The sequence below is a fragment of the Terriglobus roseus DSM 18391 genome (assembly GCF_000265425.1).
GTDB lineage: Bacteria > Acidobacteriota > Terriglobia > Terriglobales > Acidobacteriaceae > Terriglobus > Terriglobus roseus.
The window spans coordinates 359,123-373,055 of record NC_018014.1 but is presented as its reverse complement, the minus strand read 5'-3'; the positions used below and the strand labels follow the sequence as shown (position 1 = coordinate 373,055).

Annotated in this window: 15 protein-coding genes; 8 read left to right on the top strand and 7 right to left on the bottom strand. The window is 60.4% G+C overall.

Going from position 1 to position 13,933, the window contains the following annotated elements; all coding sequences use genetic code 11:
- Nucleotides 1–2 precede the first annotated feature (2 nt).
- Entirely contained in the window at nt 3–1,070 is a 1,068-nt protein-coding gene (locus tag TERRO_RS01580; protein WP_014784241.1) for a c-type cytochrome, read from the bottom strand.
- A 93-nt stretch (nt 1,071–1,163) separates the two neighbouring features.
- Here TERRO_RS01580 and TERRO_RS21715 point away from each other — a divergent pair, with 93 nt between their 5' ends.
- From TERRO_RS21715 to TERRO_RS23005, 4 genes are all read left to right on the top strand, one after another.
- A complete protein-coding gene (locus TERRO_RS21715) occupies nt 1,164–3,164 on the top strand; it encodes a M14 family zinc carboxypeptidase (RefSeq protein WP_014784240.1) in 2,001 nt (666 codons plus the stop codon).
- A gap of 479 nt (nt 3,165–3,643) precedes the next feature.
- Nucleotides 3,644–4,807 (top strand): acyltransferase family protein, encoded by a 1,164-nt coding sequence (locus TERRO_RS01570; protein ID WP_014784239.1) that lies wholly within the window; start codon nt 3,644–3,646, stop codon nt 4,805–4,807.
- 9 nt (nt 4,808–4,816) lie between these two features.
- Nucleotides 4,817–5,587: an SGNH/GDSL hydrolase family protein gene (locus TERRO_RS22565; protein ID WP_014784238.1), complete on the top strand. Its 771-nt coding sequence runs from the start codon at nt 4,817–4,819 to the stop codon at nt 5,585–5,587.
- Between the two features lie 393 nt (nt 5,588–5,980).
- A complete protein-coding gene (locus tag TERRO_RS23005; RefSeq protein WP_157178219.1) occupies nt 5,981–6,415 on the top strand; it encodes an outer membrane protein in 435 nt (144 codons plus the stop codon).
- A gap of 16 nt (nt 6,416–6,431) precedes the next feature.
- Here the strand turns inward: TERRO_RS23005 and TERRO_RS01555 are convergent, their stop codons facing one another.
- A complete protein-coding gene (locus tag TERRO_RS01555) occupies nt 6,432–6,632 on the bottom strand; it encodes a hypothetical protein (RefSeq protein WP_014784236.1) in 201 nt (66 codons plus the stop codon).
- Nucleotides 6,633–6,753: 121 nt separating this feature from the next.
- Here TERRO_RS01555 and TERRO_RS01550 point away from each other — a divergent pair, with 121 nt between their 5' ends.
- Nucleotides 6,754–7,326, top strand: a complete 573-nt coding sequence (locus TERRO_RS01550) for an HIT family protein (RefSeq protein WP_014784235.1) — start codon at nt 6,754–6,756, stop codon at nt 7,324–7,326.
- Between the two features lie 190 nt (nt 7,327–7,516).
- The gene (locus TERRO_RS01545) at nt 7,517–7,765 is read left to right on the top strand and encodes a hypothetical protein (protein WP_014784234.1); all 249 of its coding nucleotides are present in this window, start codon (nt 7,517–7,519) and stop codon (nt 7,763–7,765) included.
- A gap of 82 nt (nt 7,766–7,847) precedes the next feature.
- Here the strand turns inward: TERRO_RS01545 and TERRO_RS01540 are convergent, their stop codons facing one another.
- From TERRO_RS01540 to TERRO_RS01530, 3 genes are all read right to left on the bottom strand, one after another.
- Nucleotides 7,848–8,417: a nuclear transport factor 2 family protein gene (locus tag TERRO_RS01540; protein ID WP_014784233.1), complete on the bottom strand. Its 570-nt coding sequence runs from the start codon at nt 8,415–8,417 to the stop codon at nt 7,848–7,850.
- Between the two features lie 167 nt (nt 8,418–8,584).
- A complete protein-coding gene (locus TERRO_RS01535; RefSeq protein WP_014784232.1) occupies nt 8,585–8,872 on the bottom strand; it encodes a putative quinol monooxygenase in 288 nt (95 codons plus the stop codon).
- Nucleotides 8,869–10,191 carry an adenylosuccinate synthase gene (locus TERRO_RS01530; protein WP_014784231.1) on the bottom strand — a complete coding sequence of 441 codons (1,323 nt, stop codon included), beginning with the start codon at nt 10,189–10,191 and terminating at the stop codon, nt 8,869–8,871. Before TERRO_RS01530 ends, TERRO_RS01535 begins: the two co-directional genes overlap by 4 nt.
- A 355-nt stretch (nt 10,192–10,546) precedes the next feature.
- On the opposite strand from TERRO_RS01530, the gene TERRO_RS01525 reads away from it, so the two are divergent.
- On the top strand, nt 10,547–11,701 hold the full coding sequence (locus TERRO_RS01525; RefSeq protein WP_014784230.1) for a hypothetical protein: 1,155 nt from the start codon (nt 10,547–10,549) through the stop codon (nt 11,699–11,701).
- A 72-nt stretch (nt 11,702–11,773) separates the two neighbouring features.
- Here the strand turns inward: TERRO_RS01525 and efp are convergent, their stop codons facing one another.
- Nucleotides 11,774–12,349 (bottom strand): elongation factor P, encoded by a 576-nt coding sequence (efp, locus tag TERRO_RS01520; protein ID WP_014784229.1) that lies wholly within the window; start codon nt 12,347–12,349, stop codon nt 11,774–11,776.
- Between the two features lie 81 nt (nt 12,350–12,430).
- Here efp and mutM point away from each other — a divergent pair, with 81 nt between their 5' ends.
- Nucleotides 12,431–13,246, top strand: coding sequence for a bifunctional DNA-formamidopyrimidine glycosylase/DNA-(apurinic or apyrimidinic site) lyase (gene mutM / locus TERRO_RS01515; protein ID WP_014784228.1), 816 nt, complete (start codon nt 12,431–12,433; stop codon nt 13,244–13,246).
- 3 nt (nt 13,247–13,249) lie between these two features.
- Here the strand turns inward: mutM and TERRO_RS01510 are convergent, their stop codons facing one another.
- Nucleotides 13,250–13,825 carry a thiamine phosphate synthase gene (locus TERRO_RS01510; protein WP_014784227.1) on the bottom strand — a complete coding sequence of 192 codons (576 nt, stop codon included), beginning with the start codon at nt 13,823–13,825 and terminating at the stop codon, nt 13,250–13,252.
- Nucleotides 13,826–13,933 lie beyond the last annotated feature (108 nt).

Genomic DNA, 13,933 nt, shown 5'->3' with positions numbered 1-13,933 from the left:
TCTTATTTCAGCGAAACCAGGTACGCCGTAATGTCGTGAATATCCTTGTCGTTGTACTTGCGCAGCAACTCACGGTGCGCAGCCAGCGGATCGTGGATCTCGACCTTCGGTAGGCCGTTGTTACGCGTCCACCGATGCGTGTCGCCACCGTCCGTAGTTACAGCAACATAGAATTCGTCGATAGCATCCAGCTTGCCGGTCACCTTCTGACCATTCGCCTGCGTAACTGTCGCCGTCACAGGCGGAACATTCAGCGTGACTGCAGGTCCGCTGGCGGGACCAAAGCCACGCCCACCCGCGCCACCTGGCATGATCCACGCCTGCTGCATCGCGCGCGGGTCCGTGTACTTCGCCGCAAATCCTTTGAGATCACCCGTCACCGAATGGCACGAGCCGCACGTACGATCAAACGCCGCCTTGCCCTCGTTCGAGTTACCCACCACGATGTTGATCTTCTCTGCCACTAACGAACGGCTGCTGACCTTCAGGCTATGCAGCCACGCGGCGATGTCACTTACCTGGCCGTCATTGATGTCGATCTTCGGCATGCCTTTTTCAACGCGCGCGCCATGCACAATCGGCATGATCAACTCGCCGTTCTTGTCCTGCAGCACCACTTCGCTGCGCAGCAGGTTCGGTCCCACCGATCCACCACCCGCATCCGATCCATGGCAGAACGCGCAGTTGACGCTGTACGTCGCCTTGCCGCGCTCAATTACCGCTGCCGGTGCCTTCGGACGATCGGGATAAGCCACCAGGCCACCGCGAGCCGCAGGCCCTGCTGGAGCCTGTCCATGTTCAGGATCAGCCGCAACCGCCTGCGCTCCCTCGCCCGGGCCAACCGCTGCTCCACCGGTCGCATTTTGTGATCCGCCCGCAGCCGGAGCACCGCGCCGCTGCCGCGCTGCCGCAGGATCCTGCTGAGCCGATACCTTCATGGCGCCGGGGATCGCGTATGCTGCGAACACAACAGCAACTGCAGCAGCCACGCCGGGCAATGCGCCTCGGCGAAGGACGTTCGAGGAACTCTTCATGGAGCCAACCTTCAGGGAAGCGTTTTCTGTGCGCATTGTTTGTAGCACCTTCTTCCTACAGCAGAAAAGGGACGTAGCCAGGTCCCACGAAATTATTGATAACCCGGCAATACTTAGGAGTTTCTCGGCATGGCACGACGTTTCGCCGCTCCCGCTCTCGCTTTCGCAGGCCTCGCACTCTATCTTTCAGCCGTCGGCGCAAACGCGCAGATTGAGCCGCTGCGCCCACACAGCATGTACGAACCACCCGCCGGAAAGGTCGCAAGATCGCTCGCAGATAGTTCTGCCGGTGTCGCCGCTGACCTGCTGACCACTGGCGAGAAGTCACAGTGGGAGAAGACTGCTCGCTATCAGGAGGTCATCGACCTCGCCCGCCTGTATGAGAAGCGTTCGAAATACATCAAGGTCGTCACCTTCGGCACCACGCCCGAAGGACGCCCGATGACCGCCATCATCGTTAGCAAAGACAAGGCCTTCACACCGGAAGCCGCGCACAAGACGGATAAAGCTGTCGTTCTCATCCAGAGCGGCATCCACTCCGGCGAGATCGAAGGCAAAGACACCGCGCTGATGCTCATCCGCGACATGGCCGTAACGAACCACCCGCATCAGACCGCATGGCTCGACAAGGCCATCTTCGTCATCATCCCGCTCTTTGAGATCGACGGACACGAAGACCGCAGCCCCTTCAATCGCCCACAACAGCAAGGGCCAGACATCACCGGCACGCGTCCTCAGGAACAGCAGCTCAACCTGAACCGTGACTACCTCAAAGCCGACGCACCCGAGATGCGCGCCTTCCTGAAGCTCTACAACGATTGGCTCCCCGACTTCATGTTCGACAACCACGTCACCGACGGCGCGGACTACCAGTACGACGTCACCTGGGACATGACGCAACACGAGGACATCGGGCCCGGCAGCCGCGCATGGGTGAACAACCGCTTCGTGCCGGAGCTGAACAAGCGCATGGAAGCCGATGGCCATCTCGTCTCTCCCTACGGTGGTCTGCGCGGCGACTTCCCGGGCACCGGTGGTGCCGGCATGGCAAACGCCACGGCAGCACGCGGAACCATCGCACCACCTGCAGCCGGCGGTGGCGACGCAGCCAATCGCGCCGCACGCTCCTCTCGCGCCAGCACCAACGGCCTACGTGACTTCAACGTCGAGGTCTTCTCCCCGCGTTACAGCCATTACTGGTCCGGCGCACGAAACCGCCCATGCCTGCTGGTCGAAACACACTCGTTGAAGACCGCAAAGACACGTGCGTGGAGTAACTACGACATCATGGTTCACTCCATCGACATCGTCGCAGAAGCCCCGCAGGCGCTGCGCAAAGCAGTCCGCGACAGCGACGCAGCCGACGCAGCCATGGCCGGCCACAAAGACCAGCAGATGTTCCTCGGCGGCAAAACCGCAGACACATCGCACCCCATCGTCTATCACTCACTCAAGCGCGTCAGCGAGGTCAGCCCCATCACCGGCAAGCCCGTCATGCACTTCACCGCAGAGAAAGACGACCTTACCGTCAACATGCACGACGGCGTCGAAACCACGGCAGCCGCACCCGTACCCACCGGCTTCCTCATCCCGCTCGCATGGAAGTCCATCGCCGACGAACTCGCGCTGCAGGGCGTCGTCATGGAACGCACCACAAAAGATCTGGGCGACCAGACCTTCGACACCTGGCGCTTCACCGGCGCTAAGAAACAGCCAACACCCTTTGAAGGCCGCACCTTCACCGACTACACACTTCAGCCCGTCACAGAGAAGATGCACATGCCCGCCGGCAGCTACTACGTACCCATGAACCAGCCCCGCGCCCGCATCATCATGGCCATGCTGCACCCCGCCGCGCCCGACGCCCTCGTCCGCTGGGGCTTCATGGACGCCATCTTCGAAGGCTTCGGCCGCATCGGTGCAGGCGAATACCTCTCCGTACCCATCGCAACCAGGATGGCAGCCGACCACCCAGAACTATGGGCCGAGTTCGACAACAAAGTAAAGTCCGACTCAACCTTCGCCGAAGACGCCGACGCACGCCTACGCTGGTGGATCAGCCGAAGCAGCTATCAGCCTAGCGCCGCAAATAAGTACCCCATTGCAGAGGTCTGGACCAAGACCTGGTAGCTAGATCGCAGCGCTCGGAGCGCCCCAATTGAATCGCCTTGAAAGCGACAAGCAGATCAGAGAAATCCCATGGGAATGGGGCATGGAAGGTAATCCGACACCTCCATCCCGTGGGATCTCCTGGGCTTGATAGTCAATCGTCCGCACTCCAACTGGCACGTGAACTTCTTTGGAAGTGCCATCAATTGTTCACTCGACTTCTGACGACGGGACTGATGCGTTCGAAGATCACCTAGCCGGCCCCACAGCTACACATAGGCCATCGATCTTGGCCTGACAAGACGCCACCATCCTCAACAACAGCACGCCTCTCCGCCAAACTACGCCACGCAGTGAAGCGCAAGCGGTCAGCGCGTTTCAATTCGGGAAAGTGATATCAAAACGGAACATCGGCATAAGATTACGTCCTTCGTGTGAGTGACACTCCCATCGCAGATAGCAGACCTTAAGACTCGAGAATTCACTTGAGGATCACTGCGTTGTCACAAACAATCTCCGCCGCGCCAGCCACGCCCAAGCAGTACCTGTTTGTCGACGCTGTGCGCTTCTGGAGCATGCTTGGCGTGGTCAGTCTGCACGCAAACATAATGCTGGGTGCGAAGCCGGTGGAGGGCGTGATCCCCTACGCCGTAGATTGTTTAGTGAAGTACGGCACGATCGGCTTCTTCCTGATCTCGGGATTCCTCCTGGGAGATCGGATGGCAACTTCCGCCGCACTGCCCTACCTATCCCGAAGACTTCGGATCCTTCTAGCACCATGGGCATTCTGGTTCGGACTGCTTCTGATCTATCTCCTCGCCGGAGATGTCGCGCATCAGCGAATCACGACCTCCTCCGCCGCGTCCTGGCGACATATGCTGCAGACGGACCTGAATCTGGCCGCATTCTCAAGTGCCTTCTGGTTCGTCCCCAATCTCGCCATTGGTATGTGCACCTTGATGCTCTTCCGCCGCTACTTGTACAGCGTGAAGCTCGGAGCGATACTCTTCGCAGTCAATTTCCTGTACGTAGCCAACATCTACGGGGAATGGTTTTCCCCAAAGCACACGTCGGCTCTCTTTGCCTTCGTCAGCTATCTCTGGCTGGGCAGCTTTGCCGCGCGTAACTTCGCACGTCTCAGCCGCTTCATCGACCGCGTACCAATGGTGGCCATCGGCGCTCTCGCAGTGTTGTCCTATCTGGCGTCCGTCGCGGAAGTGCGAATCCTCGTCGCGCGACACTCTTCCGATCCGCTCAACACCCTGCGACTCAGCAATCAGATCTTTTCCGTCCTGGTCGTGCTCTTACTCTTCAAGTTGAAGTCCGTATCCTGGCCCAGCTTCGTCAACGTGCGCCAACAGACTTACTCCATCTACCTTCTCCACACCTTTATGCTGCGCATCGGGCTCGTCGCACTCGACCACGGACTTCGCCCAGGCTTTGTCGACGACGCTGGCCTTGCCATGAAGTTCCTCCTCCGCGCGGCGCTCTTCGTCTTCGCGTACGGCGGCAGTCTTCTTTTAGGCAACTGGATCGCAACTTTCGACGCATGGCGCTGGACGATCGGTCTGAAGCCGCGCGAATACCAAGCCCCCACCAACAAAATATCGACGTCATCAAAAGCGCCAATCTTCGGCTTCAAGGTAAGGCCTCTTACCAAGTAACCTGACGCCATGCTCGAAATTCAGGTGGGGCGACGCTGGGCGCGCAGGCTCCCGCTGCTCCTCACGTCGATGGGCCTGCTGGCACTCGCGGGCTGTCAAACCGTCGTTACCTCGATCGCGGACCCCAACCCCGCAGGCACAACACAGACTCCTGCCCCGACGCCAACTCCCACCCCAGCGCCGGTCCCCACCCCAACGCCGGTCCCAACCCCCACGCCGACCCCAACACCAACACCTGCGCCAGCCCCGGTTGCGCCCCCGGTCCAGCCTCCCACCACGTTGAGTCCCGCGCTGAACGCCACTTCTGTCTTCATTGGCGCCTCCATCATGCATTACTGGCCGCTCCCCCGGCACAACGCAGGCATCGCCGGTCAGACCAGCAGCCAGGTGCTACAGCGCTTCACCACCGACGTCCTTAATCACGGGTACGCCCGCGTCATCATCCAGGTCGGCAGCAACGACGTCATCCAGCAGGTGAAGGATCCGCCCGGCACCATCTCGGCCAACATCGCGTCCATGGCTCAGGAGGCGCGTGCGGCAAAGATCGACGTCTACATCATTTCGCTCGGCCCCATAACCTACGCTGGCAGGAACCTGGACGCCTCTTCCAGCGCCGTAAACGACAGCCTTCGAGCACTCGCCGCGGCACAGGGGTATGGGTACATCGACATCTTCACGCCGCTCCAGGGGCACCCTGAGTACTTCGTAGACGGCATACACCCCAACGCTGCCGGCTACGCAATCATCGAAAAGGCACTCGCCCAGATCGTCCTCAAATAAGCAGGTGGCAACGCCCGCCGGCCGAAGCCCACTTAGAAATCAGAAAAGCGCCCGTGAGCTGATTTTCACCATGTCAATCACCGTTTGGTGTTACGAAAAGATGGCTTCGGACTCCACGTCGGATCGAACGCCTTAAAAGTATGCAGTTGTTTGCATACTTTTGGTGCAGCGGCGCTTGGCATCAGGGATAATGTAGGCGTGAAGTCCACCTACATGCCCTTATTGTGCGCAAGTGTTTTCTTTGGACTTGCAACCTCGGCCGATGCCAGCGCCCAAGCCGTCGCGACGGCTAGCCGAACGATCTCGCCATCAGTTTTCGTCATGGGGTCTGGCGTCTTTACGGGACTCGAAGCTTATGGGGAGACTTCCTGGACAGGGGGCAAGAACGCTTCTGTGACGGCCGGTTTTGACGTGGGTGTCTATTCCCTAGGCCGGTACACGGTAGGCGTCGAAGCCCGTGGCAGGTATCCCGGATACTCCGGCAAGATCGTCGGGGAGAGGAACATCCTCGGCGGCCTCCGGATCGCCCGAGAACCCTCGAGCAACGGACGGCTGCGCCCCTACGTGGATGGCCTCTTTGGGCGCGGCCAGATGAACTATCAGCAGGGCGGCTACGTCGTGTCGAACCTGCTCTACACCCAGACTGCCAGCAACGTCTATGCCGGTGGCGCTGGCGTCGAGTACGACGTCACGCAACACTTCTCCGGCAAGCTGGATGGGCAGGTCGAGCGTTGGAACACACCGGTCCCCAAGGGGGGAGTCGTTCACAGCACGGTCATCTCGCTCGGTCTGGTCTATCGGTTCGGCGCGGGTGAGGGCCCGCGATAAGGCCTCGGTAGGGCGCTTACTCGCCCTGCTTCTTCCGGCGCCGCAGGAACGCCAGGCTACCGATGCCGCACGTCGTGCACACCGCCACGGTCAACGCCAGCAGTGCCACCACCGCCAGCAGTGCGGGCACCACGTGCGTGAACACCGCCATCAGCAGCGACGCCACCGCCTGCACGATCGCATGGATCAGGAACGTGATGATCTTGAAGATGGCCAAAATCGGGAAAACCTCTCGCCTATCGTATGCCGCCTAAGCTGCGTCCGAATACACCACCAATGGGGAACGCTCGTCGAGCCGGGTCCGCGACACCGCACCCAGACGACCTATACTTCCACACATGGACAGGCTCTGGACTCCGTGGCGTTATTCCTACATTACCGGCTCAAAACCCACTCGCCCCGGCGTCCCGTCTGATCTGGAAGCCTTCCCGGACAATCACGATTCGGTCTTCCTGAACCTGATCGGCGCGGTCCGATGGGGCATTGCCAGCGGCACCATGTCCGCCACCGCCGCTGAAAAGGCGGGCGGCGTCCTGCTCCAGGCACAGCACAACTTCGTCTGCCTCAACGCCTACCCCTATACCTCCGGTCATATCATGGTCGTTCCTTACCAGCGGCTGGACTCCCTCGCCAGGCTGCCGGCAGACGCCGCAACCGAGATGATGTCGCTCGCCCAGCGCATGGAAACCATGCTGCGAGACGTCTACCGTCCCGACGGCATCAACCTTGGCATGAATCTGGGCGAAGCAGCCGGCGCCGGCGTCGCAGAACACCTCCACCTCCACGTACTGCCCCGCTGGTTCGGGGATAGTAACTTTATGACCGCCACAGCCGAGACACGCGTCCTCCCCGAATCACTCGAAACTACCTGGACGCGCCTACGCCAGAGCCTCCACCAGCCCATTCTCTAATCCGAAGTTGTGTCGTGTAAGTGACTTAGAACCAGCACTTGTGCAGATTCACCTCCCAGGTAGACGCAATCCCCGTTGAAGAATATGGCAGGGCAACTCCCAAATGGGGAATGCCGTCCCATTACGTAACAGGATTTCGAGTTACCAACGGGCCGCTAGGCCCACAACGAACCACAATCGGGGTAATTCTATGATCGGGACACATCGTTCCTGGCGCGCCGATGCGGGTATCGTCTCTGGCATGGCTGCGCGCAAGCCGGAGATGGCAACCCTATTAACTGCAGGCTCCATCCATGGACGCCGCAGTGCCGTAGCCTCCACAGAGCCGGAAGATGCACACATCACCGGCATGACCCGCTCCCTCGACCGGCGTCTCCTTGCACTCAATCTCAAGCCGGTGCACTCCGTACCTGCCATGCAGACGCTGCGCGTCGCGTAAACAGTTCCTCCCTCAGGATGTACAAAAGGGCTCCGCTTCTGCGGGGCCCTTTGTGTCTCTGCAACTGCACGCGCGCGGTTCGTTACCGTCCGTGCGGATTCATCTCGATCGGCATGCCGCGATGCATGTCTGTCTCATCGATATGCGGACCGGACACACGCGTCGCTTCAAAGTTCAGCACACGCCACGGTCCACCCGCCGTGCGGCCGTACACCTTCGTATAGCGATAGACACCATCGATCGGCCGGCCGTCCAACTGTCCCGTCACCCGCGCCTGCGAGGTAACCACCGCGGACGTCTGCTGGACGCGAACCTTCGTATCCATCAGGTCGATCCGTGAAAACTGGTTGGCGTGCGAACCCAGGCGCTTCAAGTATTGCTGCTTATCGCTCAACGTTCCGTTGGCGGAGATCGCGAGAAAGTCATCGCCCAGCATCTTCTCCAGCAGAGTCGCATCGCCCTTGAGCAGTGCCTGCCGCCACGACTCTTCCAGAACCTCGATCTCGCGAGACTCCATGCGCTTGTTCTCTTTTTTCAGCTTGACGGTCTTGGCAGCATCCGCAGACAAAACGGTGCCGGCAAGCAGGCACAACAGCATCACCGCCGCTACGGAGCGGGTAATGCGTGCCGGGATGGAGAACCGAAGTTCCATCGCGTAGGGCATCCTATTCCCAGGATTCATGCTCCGTCAAAACGGTTGCATCATCCGTGATGAGCATCACGTTTCTAGGGCTCTTTCCGCAAAAACGGAAGACCGGAACTCAGCGAGTACCGGTCTCCTCATCTTCGCGCACAAAGCCTCGCCTGCGGGCTTTCTTTTTAAACGATCTCCTGCAACGTCTCCAGCGAACGCTCGCGCATCTTGCGGTACAGCCCGTTGGTTGCCCACTGTTCAAAGTGTGGTGAACTGCGGTGTGCCTCAAGCGCCTCCGCATCGCGGTACTGCTCATAGATCACGACCGTGTCCGGATCGCTCTCGACCGTGTGGGCCACGTAGTTGCCGCAGCCCGGCTCCTGCCGCGACGCAGCGCCCAGGTTCTGCAGGATCGACCGAATCTCGGCGCGATCCTCTGTTGCAAACCGCATGCGAACCGTAAACGAGATCATGCTTTCACTCCTGCATTCGTTGCAATGTCAAAGTCTGGCACGGCAAACGTCTCACTGCGATCCGGACCGGTGCTCACCATACCGATGCGTGCGCCGCTCTCCGCTTCCAGGAAGTTCAGGTACTTCTGTGCATTCGCCGGCAGGTCTTCAAAGCTCTTCGCGCCCACCGTCGACGTCTGCCAGCCCGGCAGATTCTTGTACACAGGCTCAATCCGATCGAACTGACGGATATCCGCAGGGATCACATCGGTTTCAACGCCGTCGATCTTATAGTGCGTGCAAACCGGGATCTCCGCCAGTGAATCCAGCACGTCCAGCTTCGTCACCACCAGCCATTCCGTGCCGTTGATCATATTCGAGTAACGCAGCAACGGTAGATCCAGCCAGCCGCAGCGGCGGGGACGACCCGTCGTCGCGCCATACTCCTGCCCACGCGCACGCAGCTCGTCGCCGGCAGCCGTGAAGTCTTCCGTCGGGAACGGGCCTTCGCCCACACGCGTCACATAGGCCTTCGTCACGCCAATGACCGTGCCAATCGTCGTCGGTCCAACGCCCGTGCCAATCACCGCTCCACCCGCCGTCGCAGACGACGACGTGACAAACGGATACGTGCCGTGGTCGATGTCCAGCAGCGCGCCCTGCGCGCCCTCAAACATCACCGACTCGCCGTTCTTGATCGCCTTGTTCAGCAGCACCGCGGTATCGGTGACGTACGGAGCAATCTGCTCGGCAAACCGCGCATACTCCTCGTAGATCTTTACGGGGTTCAGCGGCTCCGTGCCGAACAGCGCATGCGCAATCTGGTTCTTCTCGTTGCAGGCATTCGTAATGTGCGTGCGCAGCAGTTGCGTGTTCAGCAGGTCCACGATGCGCAGACCGTTCCGGTGCATCTTGTCTTCGTACGCAGGCCCAATGCCACGCGAGGTGGTGCCGATCTTCGTGCGGCCCGGCGCGTTCTCTGCTGCCAGCTCAATCATGCGGTGGTACGGCAGGATCACCTGCGCACGGTTCGATACGAACAACTGTCCGTCCACCGGCAGGCCCTGCTCCTTCAGCATGCGGATCTCCGTCAGCAGCGCCGCCGGATCCACCACAACACCGTTGCCAATGATGCCGAGGCAACCCGGACGCAGAACGCCGCACGGGATCAGGTGAAGGACAAACTTCTTGCCTTCAATGATGACGGTGTGGCCAGCATTGTGACCGCCAGCATAGCGAGCCACTACCTGGTACCGCTCGCTCAGGACATCAACAATCTTGCCCTTACCCTCATCGCCCCACTGAGCGCCAAGTACTACAGCCGTTTTCTTCATGGTCATAAACTTCCGAATCTCCGCAGGCGCACAAGGGTCGCGGCGCGCGGGCCGCGAAGCAAAGTCGCGATTGTCTTGGATGCAAAGCAGGTTGGCGAACGAAGATCGAACGTCTTCCCAAACAATTTTATACCGGCTACCCGGAACATAGACGCGATGGCGCAAGAGAACCGTTCCAGAACACCCCGGTTGCAGCCGCCTGCAAACATAGGGAAACTACGTTCATCGTCTGGCAACGCGGCCGTCACGAAAGATGCACCGTCCTTTGTGCCTCTATTCTTCCGCCGATAACGTTCCCGTCGCTTCATCCGCTCATTCTGTCCGTAGGCGGATCTGAACGCTCCGCCAGGGGGCAGAACGCATGGCAGTGCGGTCCGAGATCTCATGCATCTGGAAAGAAAAAGGCGTCATCGCGGACTACCGCACCGGCGTTTCGCTGCACAGCCACACCAGCATGTCGGAAGAGAGCCTCAGCTTCATTCAGGACATGTCGCAAGGCCTGCCGTTCGTGCAGAAGCTCTTCGCCCACTACACGACCAAATGCCATAAGAACCACGCCCTCACCCTGGACTTTGTCAGCGCCCACTGGCGACCGCCCCTGCAGCCACTGATGGCCTTCGACCTCGAGTTCACCCAGATCGCCAACCTCGGCCTGCATCCGCTCGTCTCCATCAGCGATCACGACAACATGGAAGCGCCCATGCTGCTGCGCACCGTCCCCCACGCACGCAACATTCCCGTCTCCGTAGAGTGGACGGCGCCCTTCGGCCGCACCTGCTTCCACCTGGGCATCCACAACCTGCCCACAGCCGACGCCCGCATGTGGATGGAGCGCTTCACTGTCGCCACCGCCTCGCCAGACGAATCCGTCGTCTACAAGATCCTCCGCGACCTGCACTCCCTCAAGCAGGTGCTGATCGTCTTCAATCACCCCATCTGGGACCTTTACTCCGTAGGCCGCGAGGTCCACATGGCCGAGGTACGGCGCTTCCTCGCCGTCAACGGCGACTTCATGCACGCGCTGGAGCTGAATGGTCTGCGCCACGCCAGCGAAAACCGCGAAGTCACCGCCATGGCGCGAGAGACCGGGCACCTGCTCATCAGCGGCGGCGACCGCCATGGCATGGAACCCAACGCCAACATCAATCTGACCAGCGCCACCAGCTTCCACGAGTTCGTGCATGAGATTCGCGTAGAACGCCGCAGCCACGTCCTCTTCATGGCCCAGTACGCGCAGCCCTGGAAGCTTCGCATCCTCCGCTCCACACTCGACGCCGTCACCGACTACAGCGACTTCATGCCCGGCTGGCAGCGCTGGGATGAGCGAGCCTTTCACAAGGACCGCGCCGGCGTCATGCAGCCGCTCAGCAACCTGTGGGTGGGCGGCAAGGCACCGAAGGCACTCGCTCTCGGCGTCCGCGTAGTCCGCATGGCCCGCAACACAACCGTCGCCCGCTCCATCGGCATGGCATTCCCCGGTAAGAACGACTTCCGCCCTAACTACGACATCATCTAGCGACCTCTCAGCAAAACAAACGACCCCAGCGGATCAAGCCGCTGGGGTCGTTTGTCTGATATCGCCCGAAGTCTACATCCGTCCGGCGAACTCGCGACCCTCGGTAGCAATCTTGATCTTGTCGCCTTCCTTCACAAACGAAGGCACCCGCATGACCAGTCCCGTCTCCATCGTCGCCGGCTTGCTCGTCGTGCCGGTCGCGGTGTCACCCTTGAAGCCCGGCTCCGTCTCCTTGACCGTCAGTTCGACATGCATCGGCAACTGCAGACCAATGGGATTGCCCTCGAACTTCTCGATCTGGACGGCAGTTCCCTCCAGCAGGAACTCCAGCGCGTCGCCGAGCATTTCGTTGCTCAACTGAAGCGTCTCAAAACTGGTCTGATCCAGGAAATAAGCGCCATCTGCGTCGTTGTAAAGGTATGTCGCTTCAACATCTTCCAGGTCTGGTTCCTTGAATTTGTCGTCCGCTTTAAAAGTCTTGTCGAACACCGCGCGCGTCAGCAGATTCCGCATCTTCAAACGAACCAGCGTCTGCCCGCCACGCGCCGTCGGCGTGCTGATTTCCTTGTCAAGGCAGTGATAAGGCACGCCCTCAAGTTCGAAGTACATCTTGCGCTTGACGTCGATCGCGTCGATCAGTGAGGCCATGGGTGCTGCTCCCTTTTGCGGTAAAAACCTCACACCAGCATATCGGAAGCGCCCGCCGCCCGGCCGCATCCAATCCTAGCGATGCCGGAACTCCCTGAAGTAGAAACCGTAGCCAATGGCGTACACGAGCGCGTGCGCGGCGCACGCATCCACGCAATCACCATCGGCCCCCACAAAGAGCCACTCAAGTCCACGCCTGCGCACCTAGAAGAGACGCTCACCGGAGCGCGCATCGAACGCGTGCGCCGCGTCGGCAAGACCATCGTGATGGACATCTCGCAACGCGACCGCAAGGCCGCACAGATGACCGTGCACCTGGGCATGACAGGCCGCCTCCTCGTGAGCAAACGCGACGTCCCCATGCCCCCGCACACGCACGTCACACTGCATCTGCACGACGGCCGCGACGTACGCTTTGTCGATCCACGCCGCTTTGGCCGCGTCGGCATCGTTGACGAAGGCACCGAATACGAAGGCCCCGGCAAAGAACCGTTGACGATCACACTCAACGACTTCGTCGCACTCTTCAAAGGCCGCAAGACTCCGATTAAATCGGCCCTGCTGAATCAATCGCTGCTACACGGGGTCGGCAACATCTACGCAGACGAAAGCCTCTTCCGCGCAGGCATACGACCCAAGCGACACGCGGGCCGATTGACCCGCGCCGAACTCACAAAGCTGCACGCGGCACTACAGACGGTGCTGAAACACGCGATCCAACTGGGCGGTTCGTCCGTCAGCGACTACGTAGACGCCGACGGCGTACGCGGCTTCTTCCAACTCGAACACCGCGTCTACAGCCGCACCGGCGAGCCCTGCAAAGACTGCGCCGCCCCGGTACAGCGCATTGTGCTCGGTGGACGATCAACGCATTTCTGCAAGACCTGCCAGAAGTAAACGCTAGGCAAACATCCGAATCCCCGCGACACCAGCCGCTCCCGCATCCACACAAGCCTGAGCGTTCGAGTGATCCACGCCACCCAGCGCGAACACCGGCAAGCCCTCAGCCTCAGCGCAAGCTTCGCGAAGGCGATCAAGCCCAACACCTTCGCTGACCAACTCGCCTGCGACGCGCTTCTCAAAGACCGGACCAAACAGGATCACGTCTGCGAACTCTGCAGCACGGCGCACGTCTGCGATGGTGTGGCAGGATGCGCTGACGATCAGACCGCGCATCGTCTGCAGGTTCTGCGAGAAGGTTGTGGACGACAGGTGAACACCATCGGCACCGGCCCATTGCGCGAGCGCTGCCGTGCCGTTCAGCAGCAGCTTCGGGGCGCCGCCGCCCTCAAGCAAAGCAGCGCGAACCGCCTTCACCAGCGCAACGGTCTCGCTCTCCGAGAGGTCTTTCTCACGCAGTTGCAGGTACTCCACACCATCGCGAGATAAGCGCGCGGCCTGCGCGATAAGCGCCTCGCGGCGGGCCTGTTCATCTCCGGGAAACATTTGTCGGTCTGTAATCGCATAACGCAGCATCGTTCTTCCACGATACCGGCGAAAGCATGCGCAATGCACACGCTGGAGAAAAGAGCGCGAGCCAAAGCCTTCTGTCGCGCATCCCAAAGAAGACACGCATTCACGGAG

Excerpts from the sequence above, each read along its gene's own strand:
- TERRO_RS01540 (WP_014784233.1), bottom strand. The coding sequence starts at position 8,417 with ATGGAACTTCGGTTCTCCATCCCGGCACGCATTACCCGCTCCGTAGCG.
- efp (WP_014784229.1), bottom strand. The coding sequence starts at position 12,349 with ATGGCCTCACTGATCGACGCGATCGACGTCAAGCGCAAGATGTACTTC.
- TERRO_RS01545 (WP_014784234.1), top strand. The coding sequence starts at position 7,517 with ATGATCGGGACACATCGTTCCTGGCGCGCCGATGCGGGTATCGTCTCT.
- mutM (WP_014784228.1), top strand. The coding sequence starts at position 12,431 with ATGCCGGAACTCCCTGAAGTAGAAACCGTAGCCAATGGCGTACACGAG.
- TERRO_RS01535 (WP_014784232.1), bottom strand. The coding sequence starts at position 8,872 with ATGATCTCGTTTACGGTTCGCATGCGGTTTGCAACAGAGGATCGCGCC.
- TERRO_RS01510 (WP_014784227.1), bottom strand. The coding sequence starts at position 13,825 with ATGCTGCGTTATGCGATTACAGACCGACAAATGTTTCCCGGAGATGAA.
- TERRO_RS01550 (WP_014784235.1), top strand. The coding sequence starts at position 6,754 with ATGGACAGGCTCTGGACTCCGTGGCGTTATTCCTACATTACCGGCTCA.
- TERRO_RS21715 (WP_014784240.1), top strand. The coding sequence starts at position 1,164 with ATGGCACGACGTTTCGCCGCTCCCGCTCTCGCTTTCGCAGGCCTCGCA.
- TERRO_RS01530 (WP_014784231.1), bottom strand. The coding sequence starts at position 10,191 with ATGACCATGAAGAAAACGGCTGTAGTACTTGGCGCTCAGTGGGGCGAT.
- TERRO_RS01580 (WP_014784241.1), bottom strand. The coding sequence starts at position 1,070 with ATGCGCACAGAAAACGCTTCCCTGAAGGTTGGCTCCATGAAGAGTTCC.
- TERRO_RS22565 (WP_014784238.1), top strand. The coding sequence starts at position 4,817 with ATGCTCGAAATTCAGGTGGGGCGACGCTGGGCGCGCAGGCTCCCGCTG.
- TERRO_RS01525 (WP_014784230.1), top strand. The coding sequence starts at position 10,547 with ATGGCAGTGCGGTCCGAGATCTCATGCATCTGGAAAGAAAAAGGCGTC.